The organism is Flavobacterium gillisiae (assembly GCF_900107635.1).
In the GTDB taxonomy this organism is placed as follows: domain Bacteria; phylum Bacteroidota; class Bacteroidia; order Flavobacteriales; family Flavobacteriaceae; genus Flavobacterium; species Flavobacterium gillisiae.
The window spans coordinates 41749-59507 of sequence record NZ_FNRD01000011.1 but is presented as its reverse complement, the minus strand read 5'-3'; the positions used below and the strand labels follow the sequence as shown (position 1 = coordinate 59507).

General features: G+C 35.6%; 18 protein-coding genes. 11 read left to right on the top strand and 7 right to left on the bottom strand.

Going from position 1 to position 17759, the window contains the following annotated elements; all coding sequences use genetic code 11:
• Positions 1–12: 12 nt before the first annotated feature.
• From BLV35_RS14715 to idi, 3 genes are all read right to left on the bottom strand, one after another.
• Positions 13–471 carry a peroxiredoxin gene (locus tag BLV35_RS14715; RefSeq protein WP_091091959.1) on the bottom strand — a complete coding sequence of 153 codons (459 nt, stop codon included), beginning with the start codon at positions 469–471 and terminating at the stop codon, positions 13–15.
• Positions 471–881 (bottom strand): 6-pyruvoyl trahydropterin synthase family protein, encoded by a 411-nt coding sequence (locus BLV35_RS14710; RefSeq protein WP_091091957.1) that lies wholly within the window; start codon positions 879–881, stop codon positions 471–473. Before BLV35_RS14710 ends, BLV35_RS14715 begins: the two co-directional genes overlap by 1 nt.
• An 81-nt stretch (positions 882–962) precedes the next feature.
• Positions 963–1490 (bottom strand): isopentenyl-diphosphate Delta-isomerase, encoded by a 528-nt coding sequence (gene idi / locus BLV35_RS14705; RefSeq protein WP_091091954.1) that lies wholly within the window; start codon positions 1488–1490, stop codon positions 963–965.
• A 169-nt stretch (positions 1491–1659) separates the two neighbouring features.
• Between idi and BLV35_RS14700 the strand changes: the two genes are divergently transcribed.
• The 4 genes from BLV35_RS14700 (at position 1660) to BLV35_RS14685 (ending at position 6755) form a co-directional block, all read left to right on the top strand.
• Complete coding sequence (locus BLV35_RS14700) at positions 1660–2121, top strand: GNAT family N-acetyltransferase (protein ID WP_091091953.1); 462 nt, start codon at positions 1660–1662, stop codon at positions 2119–2121.
• A 325-nt stretch (positions 2122–2446) separates the two neighbouring features.
• Positions 2447–2896 (top strand): peptide-methionine (R)-S-oxide reductase MsrB, encoded by a 450-nt coding sequence (gene msrB / locus BLV35_RS14695; protein ID WP_091091951.1) that lies wholly within the window; start codon positions 2447–2449, stop codon positions 2894–2896.
• 326 nt (positions 2897–3222) lie between these two features.
• Complete coding sequence (locus BLV35_RS14690) at positions 3223–5700, top strand: PAS domain-containing hybrid sensor histidine kinase/response regulator (protein WP_091091948.1); 2478 nt, start codon at positions 3223–3225, stop codon at positions 5698–5700.
• Between the two features lie 98 nt (positions 5701–5798).
• Positions 5799–6755, top strand: coding sequence for a quinone oxidoreductase family protein (locus tag BLV35_RS14685; RefSeq protein ID WP_091091945.1), 957 nt, complete (start codon positions 5799–5801; stop codon positions 6753–6755).
• Positions 6756–6797: 42 nt separating this feature from the next.
• Here BLV35_RS14685 and BLV35_RS14680 read toward each other — a convergent pair whose 3' ends face one another.
• Positions 6798–8372: an NAD(P)/FAD-dependent oxidoreductase gene (locus BLV35_RS14680; RefSeq protein WP_091091942.1), complete on the bottom strand. Its 1575-nt coding sequence runs from the start codon at positions 8370–8372 to the stop codon at positions 6798–6800.
• Positions 8373–8532: 160 nt separating this feature from the next.
• Between BLV35_RS14680 and BLV35_RS14675 the strand changes: the two genes are divergently transcribed.
• Positions 8533–8781: a hypothetical protein gene (locus tag BLV35_RS14675; RefSeq protein ID WP_091091939.1), complete on the top strand. Its 249-nt coding sequence runs from the start codon at positions 8533–8535 to the stop codon at positions 8779–8781.
• Positions 8782–8976: 195 nt separating this feature from the next.
• On the opposite strand, the gene BLV35_RS14670 is transcribed toward BLV35_RS14675, so the two are convergent.
• On the bottom strand, positions 8977–11172 hold the full coding sequence (locus BLV35_RS14670) for an ATP-dependent DNA helicase RecQ (RefSeq protein ID WP_091091936.1): 2196 nt from the start codon (positions 11170–11172) through the stop codon (positions 8977–8979).
• A 95-nt stretch (positions 11173–11267) separates the two neighbouring features.
• Between BLV35_RS14670 and BLV35_RS14665 the strand changes: the two genes are divergently transcribed.
• The 5 genes from BLV35_RS14665 to BLV35_RS14645 all read left to right on the top strand — a co-directional run bounded on the left by BLV35_RS14665 (position 11268) and on the right by BLV35_RS14645 (position 14765).
• Positions 11268–12233 (top strand): KpsF/GutQ family sugar-phosphate isomerase, encoded by a 966-nt coding sequence (locus BLV35_RS14665; RefSeq protein ID WP_176980630.1) that lies wholly within the window; start codon positions 11268–11270, stop codon positions 12231–12233.
• On the top strand, positions 12233–13039 hold the full coding sequence (gene tatC / locus BLV35_RS14660) for a twin-arginine translocase subunit TatC (RefSeq protein ID WP_091091933.1): 807 nt from the start codon (positions 12233–12235) through the stop codon (positions 13037–13039). Before BLV35_RS14665 ends, tatC begins: the two co-directional genes overlap by 1 nt.
• 2 nt (positions 13040–13041) lie before the next feature.
• A complete protein-coding gene (locus BLV35_RS14655; protein ID WP_091091931.1) occupies positions 13042–13395 on the top strand; it encodes a carboxymuconolactone decarboxylase family protein in 354 nt (117 codons plus the stop codon).
• 162 nt (positions 13396–13557) lie between these two features.
• Positions 13558–14298, top strand: a complete 741-nt coding sequence (gene lptB, locus BLV35_RS14650; RefSeq protein ID WP_091091928.1) for an LPS export ABC transporter ATP-binding protein — start codon at positions 13558–13560, stop codon at positions 14296–14298.
• Between the two features lie 233 nt (positions 14299–14531).
• The gene (locus tag BLV35_RS14645; protein ID WP_091091926.1) at positions 14532–14765 is read left to right on the top strand and encodes a DUF5808 domain-containing protein; all 234 of its coding nucleotides are present in this window, start codon (positions 14532–14534) and stop codon (positions 14763–14765) included.
• 26 nt (positions 14766–14791) lie between these two features.
• Here the strand turns inward: BLV35_RS14645 and BLV35_RS14640 are convergent, their stop codons facing one another.
• A complete protein-coding gene (locus tag BLV35_RS14640; protein WP_091091923.1) occupies positions 14792–15655 on the bottom strand; it encodes a glycoside hydrolase family 25 protein in 864 nt (287 codons plus the stop codon).
• Entirely contained in the window at positions 15636–16361 is a 726-nt protein-coding gene (locus tag BLV35_RS14635) for a CDP-alcohol phosphatidyltransferase family protein (RefSeq protein WP_091091921.1), read from the bottom strand. The genes BLV35_RS14640 and BLV35_RS14635 overlap by 20 nt, the downstream gene beginning before the upstream one ends.
• Positions 16362–16554: 193 nt before the next feature.
• Between BLV35_RS14635 and BLV35_RS14630 the strand changes: the two genes are divergently transcribed.
• Positions 16555–17625 (top strand): putative type IX sorting system protein PorV2, encoded by a 1071-nt coding sequence (locus BLV35_RS14630; protein WP_449403929.1) that lies wholly within the window; start codon positions 16555–16557, stop codon positions 17623–17625.
• Positions 17626–17759: the final 134 nt, after the last annotated feature.

Here is a 17759-nt window from a genome sequence, read left to right as displayed (position 1 = left end):
CTATTTACTGATTTAAGGGACAAGTTTTCTAACCGCTTCTAACGCCTTTGGAATATGCTTAGAAGCCATCATACTATCAAAAATCATTATTATTTGCCCTTTTTTATCTGTCACATAAGTCACCCTCCCTGGAAGCAAGCCAAACATCCCTGATGGAACTCCAAAAAGCTTCCTGATTTTCTTATCATGATCTGACAAAAGAATAAATGGTAGTTTGTACTGTTTTGAGAATTTCTGATGAGACTCTACGCTGTCACTGCTAATTCCAATAACCTCAGCACCTAAATGTTTGAAATCTTCGTATTGATCCCGAAAGCTACAGGCCTGTGTAGTACATCCCGGAGTATTGTCCTTGGGATAGAAGTAAATAACCAATGGTTTATGACCTACGAGATTTTGACTATCAAAGTCATCTCCATTAGTATCTTTCGCTTTAAAACTCGGAATACTGTCTCCTATTTTTAATTCCATTACTCTCCTTTATAGGTTACGAAATTACGAGGAGTTTCATAAAGAACAACTTCTAAATCAAATTCTGCCTTAATTCTTTTTCTTATTTTATTCCAAATCACCACGACAATATTTTCGGCTGTAGGATTTAGGTTTTCAAACTCAGGAACATCTACGTTTAGATTTTTATGATCAAACTGGTTCTCCACTTCTTCTTTAATAATATCCGATAAAATTTTTATATCCATAACATAACCAGTCTCTCGATCGATTTCACCAGTAACACCTACAATCAACTCGTAATTGTGTCCGTGATAATTAGGGTTATTGCATTTCCCAAATACAGCATCGTTTTTCTCGAAAGTCCAATCCTTGCGATACAATCGATGTGCTGCGTTGAAATGTGCTTTTCTACTTATAGTTACCTTCATAATTGATTATAATTTTAAACTTTGCTTCCTTTAAAAGTCACAAATGGTTTTTGCATATCTAAAACATCCCGTAGAACATTCTTAAATTTTATGATCTTCCAAAAAATGATAGAATTCGTCGAAAATTATTTTAAACCAGACGGTATAGATTTCGGGATGGGACTGCATGTCATTTTTTACTTCATCAATAGCCATCCATTTCCAAGCTTCTACTTCTTCCGGATTTATAACTGGGCTTTCATCAGAATAACCAATCATCACATGATCTAGTTCATGCTCTGTCAAACCATTGTCAAACGGAGCCTTATATATAAAATGAAAAAGTTCTTTGAGATCAGTTCTAAAACCCATTTCTTCAAACAATCGTCTACTCCCCGCCTCAATATTCGACTCTCCATCTCTTTGATGACTGCAACAAGTATTTGTCCAAAGTAGTGGCGAATGGTATTTGTGATGTGCACGCTGTTGTAGCATGATTTCATTTTTACTATTCAACACAAAAACTGAAAAAGCACGATGCAAAATTGCTTTTTCATGAGCTTCTAATTTGGGCATCAATCCAATTTGCTCATCGTTCTTATTAACTAATATTACATTTTCTTCTATCATAATTATTTTTAGCCTCACAAAAATACAAAAAAGATAAATAATAGCGTGTCCTTTAACGTTCTGTTTCGAATTGTTGAAGTTAAAACAACACGATAGAATTAGATCGGTATTCGATAAAAACCATTCGCATATTCTTTCTTACTTTTGATACACTAAAACCGCCATGACAATGAATAAAATAAATATCCGCAAAGCCCGACTTGAAGACTTGAACATACTTCTCGAATTCGAACAAGGAATCATTACTGCCGAACGCCCTTTTGACCCTACTTTAAAAGAAGAGAAAATTAATTATTACGACATTGAAAAAATGATTACCGCACCTCATATTGAAGTACTAATCGCTGAAATCGACTCTGAAATTGTAGGCTCCGGCTATGCTCGAATAGAAACCGCAAAGCCTTATTTGAATCACGACAACTATGCTTATCTAGGATTTATGTACACGGACCCCAAACACAGAGGAAAGGGAATCAATGCAAATATTATTGACGCCCTAAAAAAATGGTGCCTATCTCAAAATATAACAGAACTTCGTTTAGATGTATATAATGATAATCCCTCCGCAATTAGAGCTTATGAAAAAGTGGGATTTAAAAAACACTTAGTGAATATGAGAGTTGAATTGTGACAATTAACCAATAACAGCACCAAAAGCATCTTTCGTACCTAAATAACAATAGTTAAAACTTACATAAATAGCTGTTAATACAAAACGCAGACGACATCAGGAAGTCAAATAGCTACTTATATTTGTGTGACATCAAGAAAACTAAATTAGCCATTAAGACGGGATGCTAAAACCTAATAAAAAAGGCATTACTTCAATAAATACTCCGTATTTACAAATGAAAAAAACAGCCTTTATCCGCTTTTTATTCATATTCTCCTTGTTTATGCATACCGCTTGTGGGTAAATAGCGAAAGATTACAATAAAACTAAAAAAACAGAAATTATGGAAAACAAAAATAGCAAACCAGAAAACCCATATTACTCCAATACAGATACCACAAAACTACATGTCACGGATGCCGAATGGAAAAAAGTATTAGCCGAAGACGTGTATGAAGTAACTCGAAATGCCGATACCGAACGACCTTTTACTGGAAAATATTGGGACTCGGATGAAAAAGGAACCTATTACTGTGCCGCCTGCGGTAACAAATTATTTCGTTCCGGAGCCAAATTCTCTAGTAGCTGTGGCTGGCCGAGTTTTTTCGAACAAGAAAATAAAAATAGTGTTATTTACAAAAAAGACAACTCCTTTGGCATGCAACGAATTGAAGCGCTTTGTGGAAGATGTGATGGTCATTTAGGTCATCTTTTTGACGACGGCCCTGCTCCTACGGGAAAAAGATACTGTATGAATTCTATAGCACTTGATTTTATATCTGACACAAAATAATAGCTAGAAAATAGTTATAATCATTGGATGTAGCACGTTGAGAACAATCCTGTTTTTCAACTTGCTACAGCCTTTTAATTTAAAAATAACGTACAAATCGCAACCAACAATCTTCTATAAAAAAGATAACTCAGCTAAATAAAAACAATTATTCATGCTAACATTCCAAACTATATTATAGATTTATTCACATGATTTACCGTCTAATAATTAAATAATATCACATTGTTTTTTATGTATCTTTACCTGATTTTTATTGAAAAAGGAATCTTAAATTATTACTATTTAAAAACACAAAAACACTGCAGTATTTAATTTAACATTCTATGGATAGTAGCGACTACATCAGCCTATTTGAACAATCTCCCGCCCTATTATTAGTGTTAGATTCCCATTTTAATATAGTCACAATCTCTGATACCTATTTAAAAACTACAATGACTGAAAGAGCAGATGTTGTAAACAAAAGTATTTTTGATGTGTTTCCTGATAATCCCACAAACAAAACCGCAGACACACTGAATTTGTTGCGTACTTCCTTAAATCGCGTACTTGAGTATCATGTTGCCGATAAAATGGACATTCAAAAACATGATATTAGAAAACCACAATCAAAAGGCGGTGAATGTGAAGAACGCTACTGGAGGGTTGTCAACTCACCATTGCTAGACAAAAATAACAATGTGAATTACATCATTCAGATGATTGAAGATGTGACCGCAAATAAAGAACTAATATCCAACAATCTTAAACTTAAAACTCACACTGAGCTGTTGGCAGAATCATACGAATATTCTGAAGAAATTATTGCAACGATCAACGAACCCATGTTGATACTCAATGAAGACTTAGAAATTAAATCTGCCAGTACATCTTTTTGCAAAGAATACTCCATCCGTAAAGGCGAGGCCGAAGGAATTGCTCTATTCGACCTTAACAACAAGCAATGGGACATCCCCGAATTACGGCTGCTAATTCAAAACATTCTTACCTCTGGAATAAGCTCTCAGGATCTAGAAGTGACAAATCCATTTTCTGATAAAGGTGAAAAAACAATATTATTTAACGCTAAAAGCATTTTTCAAAAAACACACGGAGAGCAATTAATCCTGTTAGCTATCAAAGATATTTCTGAAATACGACGATTATCCCTTGAACTACAGTCGAAAGAAAAAAAAGCATGGGAGAAGCAGCTTGAGACTGAAAAAAAAGCACTGAAAAAAATTGAAGATAGTGAGAAGCGCTATAATATGCTACTTACCAAATCCCCTTTTGCCATAGCAATATTAAAAGGTAAAAATATGGTAGTTACTTTAGCAAATGACAGCATCAAAGAAACTTGGGGAAAGGGTAATGACGTCATAGGAAAAGAGTTTACCACTATTTTACCTGAACTTAAGAATACAGAATTCCCTACATTGCTAAACAATGTATATACCACAGGGGTTCCTTTTTACGGAAATGAGCTTTTGGCACCTTTAGTTCGCAATGGCAAATTAGAACAGGTTTATTTTAACTTTGTATATCAGCCCTATTACGAGGCAGACAAAACGATATCGGGAGTAACCATAATTGCCTACGAAGTAACAGAACAGGTATTGGCAAAAAACGCATTAATTGAATCAAAAATTAATGCAGAGCAAAAAACACTAATTGCAGAAGAAGCCGTAAGGTCAAAACAGCAGTTTTTGTCAAATATGAGCCACGAGATTAGAACTCCAATGAATGCGATTATTGGATTTACCAATGTCGTTTTAAAGACCGAGTTAAATAAGTCTCAAAAAGAATATATCAGCGCAATTAAGGAATCAGGAGATGCTTTAATTATCTTAATTAATGACATCTTAGACATTGCAAAGGTAGATGCAGGAATGATGAGCTTTGAGAAAACGGCTTTCAAACTATCGAAGTCCATTTCTGCAACACTTCATCTTTTTGAACAAAAGATGCTAGAAAAAAACATAGCATTATCCCATAACTATGATCCAGCTATTCCTAAACTTTTGATTGGAGATCCGATGCGTTTGCGTCAGATTATTTTGAATTTAATGAGCAATGCCATTAAGTTTACTTCAAAAGGAAAAATAAGCATAAACACGCGGCTGTTGAACGAAAACACTGAGTCTTGTACCATTGAATTTCTAGTAACTGACACGGGGATTGGAATTGCTCAAGACAGACTTGAACACATATTTAAAAATTTTGAACAGGCTACTAAAGCAATTAGCAACTCCTATGGAGGAACAGGTCTCGGCCTTGCTATCGTAAAGCAATTGGTCGAAATGCAAGGAGGAACAATAATAGCATTTAGTGAAGAAGGAAAAGGATCGTCTTTTGGGTTTAAAATGAATTTCATAAAACCTAACCCACAAGAAATCGCAAGCGACACTGAACCGGAAACAATAAGACTTGATATTTCTACAGAATCAATGACCAAAGGAACAAAAGTATTGGTTGTCGAAGATATAATCCTAAACCAACTTTTAATAAAAATAATATTATTAGATTTTGGATTTGATATTGAGATGGCTGACAATGGCCAGATCGCGGTCGATTTACTTCAAAAAAACAACTATGACATTGTTTTAATGGACTTACAAATGCCGGTAATGAATGGTTTCGAGACTACGTCATACATCCGTAATGTTCTAAATTCTAAAATTCCAATTATTGCTCTTACTGCTGATGTCACCACTGCCGATGTAGAAAAATGCATCTCAGTGGGAATGAATGATTACATATCAAAACCAATCGACGAAAAATTATTGTTAGATAAAATTAACAAACATCTTTTTAAAAAATAAGTTGGTCAAGGTCAATTGTATCTTTTTTATGATTGCATTAAACCCGACTGAATTTTAATTTCCCGTACTTTGCCTTTCAAAAAAATACCATTTCAAACATGAAAGCACTTACTTTTTCGGCATTTGGGAATTCAGATGTCCTTGAATATATAGATATACCTGCGCCAGTACTAAAAAAAGATGAAATTCTAGTCGAAATGCGCGCAATAGGATTAAATTTTGCCGATGTGTACCGACGAAAAGGGAATTATCATTTAAAAGGAAATCCTCCGTTCATTGCAGGTTATGAGGGTGCAGGTATTGTGGTTGACTCTAATAACACGGAGTTCAATGTTGGAGATCGCATCGCATTTGCTGATGTTCCCTTTGCCAATTCAGAATTAGTAGCTGTTCCCCAAGAACATGTCATTCCATTACCGAATGCCATTAGTTTTGAAACTGCCGCTACCATTCTTCTTCAGGGATTAACTGCTCATTATCTAGCGACTGACAGTCATAAAACACAAAAAGGCGAAACCGTGCTTATACATGCTTCAGCGGGAGGAGTCGGTCAATTTCTAACTCAAATCAGCAAACTACTAGGCGCCAACGTCATTGGCCTAACTTCATCAGTATCTAAAGCTGAAATGGCTATGAAAAACGGAGCTGACAAAGTGTTTTTATATTCTGAAGACTGGAAATCTCAGGTATTAGAATATTGTCCTAAAGGAGTAGATGTCGTTTACGACAGTGTGGGCAGCACATTAAGTGATAGTTTTGAAGTAACTAAAGCTTGCGGACAAGTAGTATTTTTCGGGATGGCAGGTGGAGATCCAGATTTTATCAACCCAAGAATGTTAATGGACACTTCAAAAACCTTAACTGGCGGAGATTTATGGAGCTATCTGACATCTAAAGAACAACGTATCAAAAGAGCCCACCAATTGTTTGACTGGATCAGCAGCAATAAAATTACAATTGCTCCTCCTACTATCTTTAAATTATCCGAAGGTAAGAAAGCACATGATTATCTAGAAAGCAGAAAAAGTACTGGAAAAATAATTCTGATTCCTTAATTAGAATGAACAACTAAAATACTGGCCTCGATTTATTTAAAATTAAATCGAGGTTTTTTTATGCAAACTTTCGCCAATCATCAAAGCACATTTCTCTCCATCAATAGCAGCCGAAATAATTCCGCCCGCATAACCTGCTCCTTCACCACACGGATACAATCCTTTTATTTGCAGATGTTCATAGGTAATTGGGTCTCTTGGAATTCGTACTGGCGAAGACGTCCTCGATTCGGGTGCATGTAATATCGCATCATTAGTCAAATACCCACGCATAGATTTCCCAAACTCAGAAAATCCTTCTCTTAATATCTGAGTTAAGAAACCAGGGAAAACCTGTCCCATTTCAACAGAAGTTGTCCCAGGAACATAAGAGGTTTTTGGAATATCTGAAGAAACTTTACTTTGTGTAAAATCAATCATTCTTTGTGCCGGTACTTTTTGAGTTTCCCCAGCTAGATGCCAGGCGCGTTGTTCGATGCTTTTTTGGAATTCCATTCCTGCCAAAGCACCAAATTTAGCAAAGGGTTTAAAGTCTTCTAGCTTTAATTCAACTACAATACCAGAATTTGCTGTTGCCTGATCTCTTTTTGAAGGAGACCAACCGTTTGTCACTACTTCACCCGGACTGGTAGCACAAGGAGCGATTACGCCACCGGGACACATACAAAAAGAATACATTCCTCTGCCTCCCACTTGCTTTACAATACTATAAGGAGCAGGCGGCAAAAGTTCGCCACGATAATCGCAACTATATTGAATACTATCAATTAAAGATTGTGGATGCTCGGCTCTTACGCCCAAAGCAAAAGCTTTTGCCTCAATAAATATCTTTTTTCGATCTAATAATTCAAAAATATCTCTTGCAGAATGTCCAGTCGCTAAAATCATTTTATTGGCTAAAATCGTATCTCCCTTTTGGGTTACGATTCCCTGAACTTCATTATTTTTCACTAAAATATCAGTTACTCGAGTTTCGAATAAAACTTCACCGCCACATTCTATGATTTTCTCGCGAATATCTTGAATAATTTGGGGTAATTTATTAGTTCCAATATGAGGATGCGCTTCTACCAAAATATCCGGAGTAGCACCATATGCCACTAATAATTCCAGAATTCGGGTTACATCTCCTCTTTTTTTAGATCGCGTATATAATTTTCCATCAGAATACGTTCCTGCTCCGCCTTCTCCAAAACAATAATTAGAATCTTCATTTACAAGATGATCTACATTGATTGCTTTTAAGTCACGACGACGACCACGTACATCTTTCCCTCTTTCGAGAACTATTGGCTTTAAGCCTAATTCAATTAACTGCAAGGCGGCAAACAGTCCGGCAGGTCCTGCACCAACAACAATTACTTCCTGAGCGTTTGCTACATTTCCATAATCTGGAAGTTGTATTTTATTTTCTTCAAAAGGTTCCCCTTTCAAATACACCACCACTTTAAGATTGATTTTAATTGCTTTTTGACGTGCATCAATAGAACGTTTTAAAATGGAAACATGCTGAATTTCTTTTGGAGAAATTTTTAGTAGTTTTCCAAGGTGTTCCTTAAGCAACATTTCGTTTGCAGCAATTTCTGGAGATACTTGTAATAGGTGTTCTTGAGGCATTTCTTTAGTGCTAATTCGGTTATTTGTCCCTTGTCTTTATCGAAAAACAAAGTGCAAAAATAGTATTTTGAAGTGGATTTGATTGTTTGTTTTGGCGGTAATTATTTTTCGTCTTGGAAACTTTGTAACTTTGCCTCTTTGAACCTTATACTATCTTAGCATGTCCAGACAAATAAAACTAATATGGGATTTCCGCGGACCCGCTTCCGCAAAAACAGCTGAACATCACGAAATTCACCTTAAAGAATACATCGCAATTGAAAAATTACCATTAAACATTACTGGTTTTAAGATCCAGGGCGAAATGCAAGCAATTGCTTTTATGGTTGTTACTGATGAAAATATGATTCAGGTACGTGATGCCTTGAAACCGCATCGTGGCGAACTTTATGAAGAAAGTAATCAGTAGTCATCATTCAGCTTACTGTATTTCTGAACGCTGAAAACTAGTTTGTCATTCTGAGGAACGAAGAATCTCATCAAGCTGCTCAGCTAACAGCGATTCCTCCTTCGTCAGAATGACAAGTTTGCGGATATGTTTTATCAGTATTTTCAAAAGTCAAATAGTAGCAGAATCTCTGAATACTGTTAACTGAATACTTTTCTAATTCGCTACTTCACTGATGAATTTTATTCGCATCAAGCGCAATTCATCAATGTCGTAATCCCCTTCAAATTCTTTTAAGGCGCCTTCTATCTTATCTGATTCTGATTCCATAAAATAATCATAAATCTCTTCTTGTTGTTCGTCATCAAGCATTTCATCAACCCAATATTTGATATTCAATTTAGTTCCTGAATAGACAATTTGCTCCATTTCCTTAAGTAAGGCTTCCATTGTCAACCCTTTTGCTTTAGCGATATCATCTAAAGACAATTTTCTGTCAACATTTTGAATAATATATAATTTCATGGCTGACTTAGTCCCTGTAGATTTTACAACCAAATCATCTGGACGAACAATCTCATTATCGACAACGTAACGATTTATTAAATCCACAAATTCGGCACCATATTTCTTCGCTTTTCCTTCTCCAATTCCATGAATATTAATCAATTCATTTAAAGAAATAGGATATTTCAAAGCCATATCTGCCAATGAAGGATCTTGAAAAACAACAAATGGCGGTACGCCCAGTTTTTTAGATACTTTTTTACGCAAATCACGTAACATACCCATCAATACCTCATCTATAGCGCCAGCAGATTTAGACGCAGTCACAATTGCTTCGTCTCCTGCCTCATTGTATTCATGATCTTCAGACATCATAAAAGAGCTTGGATTCTTAATAAAATCTAGTCCTTTATCTGTTATTTTTACGATACCATAGGTTTCAATATCTTTAGATAAATAACCTGCCACGAGCACTTGTCTCAATAAGGCCATCCAATATTTTTCATCAAAAGCGATACCGCTCCCAAAAAAAGGTTGCGAATCCGTCCTGTGGGCTTTTATTACTGCATTGACTCTACCGATTAATGTAAAAACAATTTCTTTTGATTTATATAAATGTTTAGTATCGCGTACCACTTCCAATAGTTTCACTACCTGATTTTGAGCCTCTACTTTCGCTTTTGGATTCCTTACATTATCATCCATATCAGCACCTTCTCCAGTTTCACTGTCGAATTCCTCACCAAAATAATGAAGTAGAAACTTTCTTCTCGACATTGAAGTTTCGGCATATGCCACCACTTCTTGCAATAAAGCAAATCCTATTTCCTGCTCAGCAACCGGTTTACCAGACATGAATTTTTCTAACTTCTCCACATCTTTATAAGAATAGTAAGCAAGACAATGTCCTTCTCCACCATCCCTACCAGCGCGACCTGTTTCCTGATAATAACTTTCTAGCGATTTTGGAATATCATGGTGAATTACAAAACGAACATCTGGCTTGTCAATTCCCATTCCAAAAGCAATTGTCGCCACCACTACATCGACATCTTCCATAAGAAACATGTCCTGATGTCTTGCCCGTGTTTTAGCGTCTAATCCTGCATGATAAGGTACTGCACTTATTCCGTTGACCTGTAATACCTGAGCAATTGCTTCTACTTTTTTACGGCTTAGGCAATAAATAATTCCAGATTTCCCTTTGTGTTGTTTTATAAAACGAATAATATCTGATTCTATATTTTTGGTTTTTGTTCGTACCTCATAATATAGATTAGGTCTGTTAAATGATGCTTTAAAAGTAGTCGCATCACACATATCTAAATTTTTCAGAATATCTTCCTGAACTTTTGGCGTAGCCGTAGCGGTAAGACCGATGACAGGCACATCGCCCAATTGTTTAATTATATTTTTTAGATTTCTGTATTCCGGCCTAAAATCATGACCCCACTCGGAAATACAATGCGCCTCATCAATGGCTACAAAAGAAATAGTCACATTTTTAAGAAAATTGACATTCTCCTCTTTTGTCAAAGATTCCGGAGCAACATACAACAGCTTCGTCAATCCAGAAGTAATATCCTTTTTAACTTGAGCGATCTCTGTTTTTGTGAGTGATGAATTTAAAACATGGGCAATACCACTTTCTGAAGACAAACTTCTAATGGCGTCTACTTGGTTTTTCATTAAAGCAATCAAGGGAGAAACAACAATTGCTGTTCCTTCTTGAACTAAAGCTGGTAGCTGATAACAGAGTGATTTACCACCGCCAGTAGGCATAATTACAAAAGTATTTTGTTTATTAAGCAAACTTTTGATGACCTGTTCCTGCAGCCCTTTAAATTGGCTAAAGCCAAAATATTTCTTTAATTCTTTATGTATATCAATTTCGTTTGAATTCATTCTTTATTGTATGGTATTATGTGGTATTTTGTATAAATTTGCATCACATAAAGATACTAAATTCTTTTACACTCACAAATTTTAAACATTCTGTTTTGATATCTAAAGAAAACATATTGGCAATAGCCAAAAAAACCATTCTGTCTGAGAGCGAGTCAATTACCAAACTAACTGATTTTCTGGACGATAATTTCTCAGATGCAACGCAGGCAATCTATAATTCTAAAGGAAGATTAATCGTAACAGGAATCGGAAAAAGTGCCATTATTGCTCAAAAAATGGTCGCTACATTTAACTCTACAGGAACACCATCGATGTTTCTTCATGCCTCTGAAGCGATTCATGGAGACTTAGGTATGGTACAAAAGGACGATATTATCATCTGTATTTCAAAAAGCGGAAATAGCCCTGAAATAAAAGCTGTTGTTCCTTTTTTAAAACGTTTTGGAAACACATTGATTGCCATAACCGGCAACATGACTTCATTTCTTGCTAAAGGATCTGACTATGTTTTAAACACTACTGTAGATGCTGAAGCTTGTCCAAACAACCTGGCTCCTACCAATAGCACTACTGCTCAATTAGTGATGGGTGATGCTATTGCTGTTTGCCTAATGGAAATGCGAAATTTCTCAGCAGAAGATTTTGCAATATATCACCCAGGAGGTGCTTTAGGTAAAAAATTATTACTTAGAGTTAAAGACATGTTAGAGTATACTTTAAAACCTATGGTTTCTCCAGATACAGCAATAAAACAAGTGATTTTTGAAATCTCAGAAAAACGCCTCGGTGTTACTGCAGTTATTGAAAACGATAAAGTAATCGGAATTATAACAGACGGTGATATTCGAAGAATGTTAAACGAAAGAGATTCATTTGCAGAATTAACCGCAAAAGACATCATGACCAAAAATCCAAAATTAATTCAATCAAACGATATGGTTGTTGACGCATTGAATATTCTCGAAGATTTCTCTATCACACAATTAGTTGTGGTAGACAATGGAGAGTACAAAGGCGTTTTACATCTACACGATATTTTAAAAGAAGGAATAGTATAATGGCAAAGAAAAATCAAAACGAAATGTCGTTTTTAGATCATCTAGAAGATTTAAGATGGTTATTAGTACGCAGCACGATAGCAATCATAATTATGGCTATCGCCACTTATTTTTTTAGTGACTTCCTGTTTGACACGATCATATTTGGACCTACAAGGCCAACATTTTTTACCTATCATTTTTTCTGTGATCTATCTCATTCATTGGGTTTCGCAGATAGTATATGTATTACTGAAATGCCATTTATCATTCAGAACACCGAGATGGAAGGCCAAGTAAACGTATTTATTTGGGTCTGTATTCTTGCTGGATTTATATTAAGCTTTCCTTATATATTATGGGAAATATGGAAATTCATCAGTCCTGCACTCTATATGAATGAAAAGAAAAATGCTAAGGTATTCATCTTTTTTTCTTCGTTACTTTTCTTTATTGGTGTGCTGTTTGGCTATTTTGTAGTCATCCCCATGTCAGTAAACTTCGTGGCCACCTTTACGGTCAGTCCTGTAGTACTCAATCAGTTTACTTTAGATTCCTATATCGGAATGGTAAAAACATCTGTCCTAGCGAGTGGATTGTTTTTTGAATTACCAATTATTATCTATTTCTTGACAAAACTAGGACTTGTAAGTCCTGAATTTTTAAGAACCTACAGAAAATATGCAATTGTACTTGTTCTTATTATCGCCGCTATCGTAACACCACCGGATGTAGTAAGCCAAACTATTGTTGCAATCCCAATGCTATTAATCTATGAGGCAAGTATCTTTATCTCGGTATTTGTATCTAAAAATAAAAAAGAATAATTATGGCTGCTATTATTGAAGAATTTAATGAATATCGTTCTAGAATGAACGAAAAATTACTGGCTGACAACAACAAAATTGTAAAACGAATTTTCAACCTAGACACTAATGCTTATGCTGAAGGTGCTCTTAATGTGAAGACGAAAGAACTATTGGGCTTAGTGGCTTCTGCCGTTTTACGTTGTGATGATTGCGTGAAATACCATTTAGAAACCAGTCATAAAATTGGAGTAACCAAAGAAGAAATGATGGAAGCAATGGGAATTGCAACCTTAGTGGGTGGAACCATTGTAGTGCCTCATTTACGCAGAGCTTATGAGTTTTGGGAAGCTTTAGAAGAAACCACAACAAAATAAAATTCTTCTTCATTGATTAAAAAAGCAATTCTTGACCTCTTAGACTACTAACTAAACCGGGGAAGAAACTAAATAATTGTTAATAGGGTTATTTGTTTATTTGGTTATTCGTTTATTTGACGCGATTAAACAATTAAACGACTAACGTTTAAACCAAAGCATATGATTTTAAGAGCGGATAACTTAGTAAAAACATACAAAGGAAGAAGTGTAGTAAAAGGCATTTCGGTCGAAGTAAATCAAGGTGAAATCGTTGGTTTATTAGGACCTAATGGTGCCGGAAAAACAACTTCTTTCTATATGATTGTAGGATTGGTTAAACCAAATTCAGGTAACATCTACCTTGACGATTTGGATATTACCGATTATCCTATGTACAAAAGAGCACAGCAAGGAATTGGATATTTGGCACAAGAAGCTTCTGTTTTCAGAAAACTAAGTATTGAAGACAATATCTTGAGTGTTTTGCAACTAACTACTCTTTCTAAAGAAGAACAGGTCGCTAAAATGGAAAGTCTGATTGAAGAATTTAGCTTAGAACACATCCGTACCAATCGTGGTGATTTATTGTCTGGTGGAGAACGTCGTCGTACTGAAATCGCACGATGCCTAGCTACCGATCCTAAATTCATCTTACTTGATGAACCATTTGCTGGTGTCGATCCTGTAGCTGTAGAAGACATTCAAAGAATTGTAGCGCAATTAAAAAATAAAAACATCGGAATCCTTATCACGGATCACAACGTACAGGAAACTTTAGCTATTACTGATAAAACCTACCTAATGTTTGAAGGAGGAATCTTAAAAGCAGGAGTTCCAGAAGAGTTAGTGGAAGATGAAATGGTTCGTCGTGTCTACTTGGGACAGAATTTTGAATTGAGGAAGAAGAAGATCGAGTTTTAAGGTCCTCCCCCTGGCCCCCTCCGAAGGAGGGGGAGACTGTATGTGTGAAAATACTATCAAGAACATTGGAGTAAGGAAGGCTCTCGATACTCTCGCCCCTTCCGAAGCGCTAAACTATGAAACTGCTTCTAAAATCTATTGAGAACATTTCTAGAAATTCTCAATGTCTAGGAACGTACTAATGTAACAAGTTTAATTACCAAAAAATTCTTAATCTAAAAACGAACCCTACAATGAATCAAAACGAAAAACCAAGTAAAGAAACTTTAGAGAAATGGCATAAAGACCCTAACAATTGGATCATGGGCATATTCTATTTCAATAGAGAAGACAAACGTATTCTACCGCCTAAAAGAATTTCTTGGATGGGTTGGACTGTCAATTTCGCAAATACTATCTCAGTTGCGGTATTTGTACTTGTACTAATCATTATAATTGGGATCGCTTTTTTCTCTCCAAAAAAATAATTATCCTAAAGCAATACTACTAAAAACTATTCTATGGTAATAAATTGTAGCTGCTGCAAGTCACCATTATAGATATTCACATCTACACTACCTTTTACTCCTGAGACAGAAGCTTTTTCGGTAAATTGCCAAAACAGCCAATCTTCCTCCATATTTTCCCGGTAAAAATTATAGTTGGCGATCCAGAAAAGATAATCACTGAATTCTTCTTTTAAAAAATCATCATAGTAACTTTCGCCGGTATAGATAATAGGCTTTACTTTATAATGTTCTTCGACCCTTTTCAACCATCTTTTCAACCCAATTTTCAGTCGTTCTACCGATTGATTTTTAGGCAGTTTTTCAATATCCAGAACAGGAGGTAAATCCCCTTTCCTTAAAGTTACTGTTTTAATAAAAAGTTCGGCTTGCTCTAAGGAGTTTTCATTAGGACGATAGTAGTGATAGGCACCACGAATCAGTTTGTTTTTTTTGGCGCCAAGCCAATTCTGATCAAATTGCTTGTCCAGTCGGTCATTCCCAACGGTTGCCCGAATAAAAACAAAGTGTACAGGATATTTGCTTTCTAAGGTATCAACGTCCACCCAATTAATTTTACCTTGGTATTCAGAAACGTCCAATCCTATCGCTTTTCCTTCATGATTGTCTAAAACCTGGTAATTTCGAACATCCGAAAGACGCTTGTCTTCCGCCTCTTGTCGTAAAACTTTATTTGATTTAAAGCTAAAATAATAAGCTAGACCATTTCGATAGTGATAGCCCATCCCCAAAACGAGAAGTATAAAAAAAGCAAGGACCGCGAATCGTAGTACTTTTCCAGAGAAAAAAGAAGCTTTCTTTTTAGTCCCGCGACGTACTAGTGGTTTTCTTCTAACGCTTTTTTTTCTCATCCAATAAAAATTTATTGCTCACTATTGACAGTAGTACATACCCAATGATGACCAATGGAATTCCTGCATATTGGAAAAAAATCAACAATAAAAAAGAAAGGAATAAAAAGACAATTTGGAGTGCATTATCCTTAAGGTTAAACTTTTTAACCTTCAAAGAAAATAATGGAATCTCTGCATTCAAGATATAAGCACTAAAGAGTGTAATCGCTAACAAAACCCATTGGTTAGTCAAGATTTCAAGCACAACTAAAGAATCTGAATATTTCAGTACAAGAGGTAAACTTAAAATAAAGAGTGCGTTAGCTGGCGTTGGCAATCCAATAAATGAATTCGTCTGGCGTGTATCAATATTAAAAACAGCCAATCGATAACAAGAACCCATCGTGATAATAAATCCTAGATACGGCATCATAAAGTGTGTCGAAATTTCATGCTGACTGTTCGAAAGCAAATAAAACATCACATATCCTGGTACTAAGCCGCTGGTAACCATATCAGCTAAGGAATCTAACTGTAACCCTAGCGGACCTGAAACTTTTAATAATCGAGCAAAAAAACCATCAAAAAAATCTAAAAAGATCCCCAGACATACAAAATAAAAAGCCATTTCAAAATCAGAGTTAGTCACGAAGACCATCGCTATACAGCCACACAAAAGATTAAGTAATGTTATTGAATTAGGAATGTGTTTTTTAATGTTCATTGCAAATTGAAATTTAAAGTCTTAGCTGACAAATTTAATATAATAAGTGAATGCAACAGCCGTTTTTTATAGAGATTATCAACACTACCGCTGCCAAGCCTATTTATTTAGTAAAAGAACGAACTAAGCTCAGCAAAATATTATATTTTTGATGAAAATTAAATCCTGCTTTGGTTGGTAAAAAACTGTACGATTGAAAAAAATTCAATTCTTTTTATTGCTTTTGGTTTGTACCGTAAATTACGGGCAAGCCGTTAGAAAATATTCCAATGAGTTTATGAATATTGGAGTCGATGCAGCAGCCTTAGGTATGGCTAACGCGGTTACGGCTTCAACTGCCGACGTGAATTCTGGTTATTGGAATCCTGCAGGACTAACCAAATTAGAAGACCACCAATTGGCTTTGATGCACGCTAATTATTTTGCAAATATCGCCCAGTACGATTACATTGGCTATGCCAGTCCAATTGACGACCGCAGTGCCTGGGGAATTTCGTTAATCCGTTTTGGGGTCGACGATATTTTGAACACTACTGAATTGATAGACAGTCAAGGAAACATAGATTACAACAGAATCAGTCTTTTTTCTACGGCTGATTATGGCTTTACCTTTTCTTATGCTCGAAAGTTAGCCGTTCCCGGATTTCAATATGGAGTAAATGCAAAAATCATAAGAAGGATTATAGGTAAATTTGCTGATTCCTGGGGATTTGGATTTGACGTAGGTCTTCAGTTTGAAAAAAACGACTGGCAATTTGGATTAATGGTTCGCGACATCACCACCACCTATAATGTCTGGAACATAAACGAAAAAGAATATCAAAAAATTGCCGACGCAGTACCCGGACAAAATCAAGAACTTCCGGAAAGTACTGAAATTACAGCTCCAAAAGCGCAATTAGGACTTTCTAAAAAATTCATCGTGCGCTATGACTATAGCATTATGGCTGCGGCCAATGTAAACATGCGCTTTACCAAAACCAACGACCTGATTTCTTCTGATTTTGTAAGTGTTGACCCCGCCTTAGGACTTGAGTTTGGATATACAGACTTGGTTTTTGTGCGAGCTGGAGTAGGAAACTTCCAAAATATCGAACAACTAGACAATACCGAAAAAGTAGGTTTCCAACCCAACATCGGATTGGGTTTTAAATACAAAGGCATCCAAGTGGATTACGCCTTAACCGATTTAGGAAATCAAAGTGCTGCTTTGTATTCGAATATATTTTCGTTAAAAGTAGATTTATCGCTTTTTAGGAATTGAGTAATTTTAAAAAAAAACTGTAACGCAAAGATTCGCAAAGTAATTTATTTTTGAAAAACTTATAATAAAGAGTACTATTTTAAAAACGTAAGTTCGAGTGTCTCGCTTATTTGCGTGATGTATCTAGAACCATT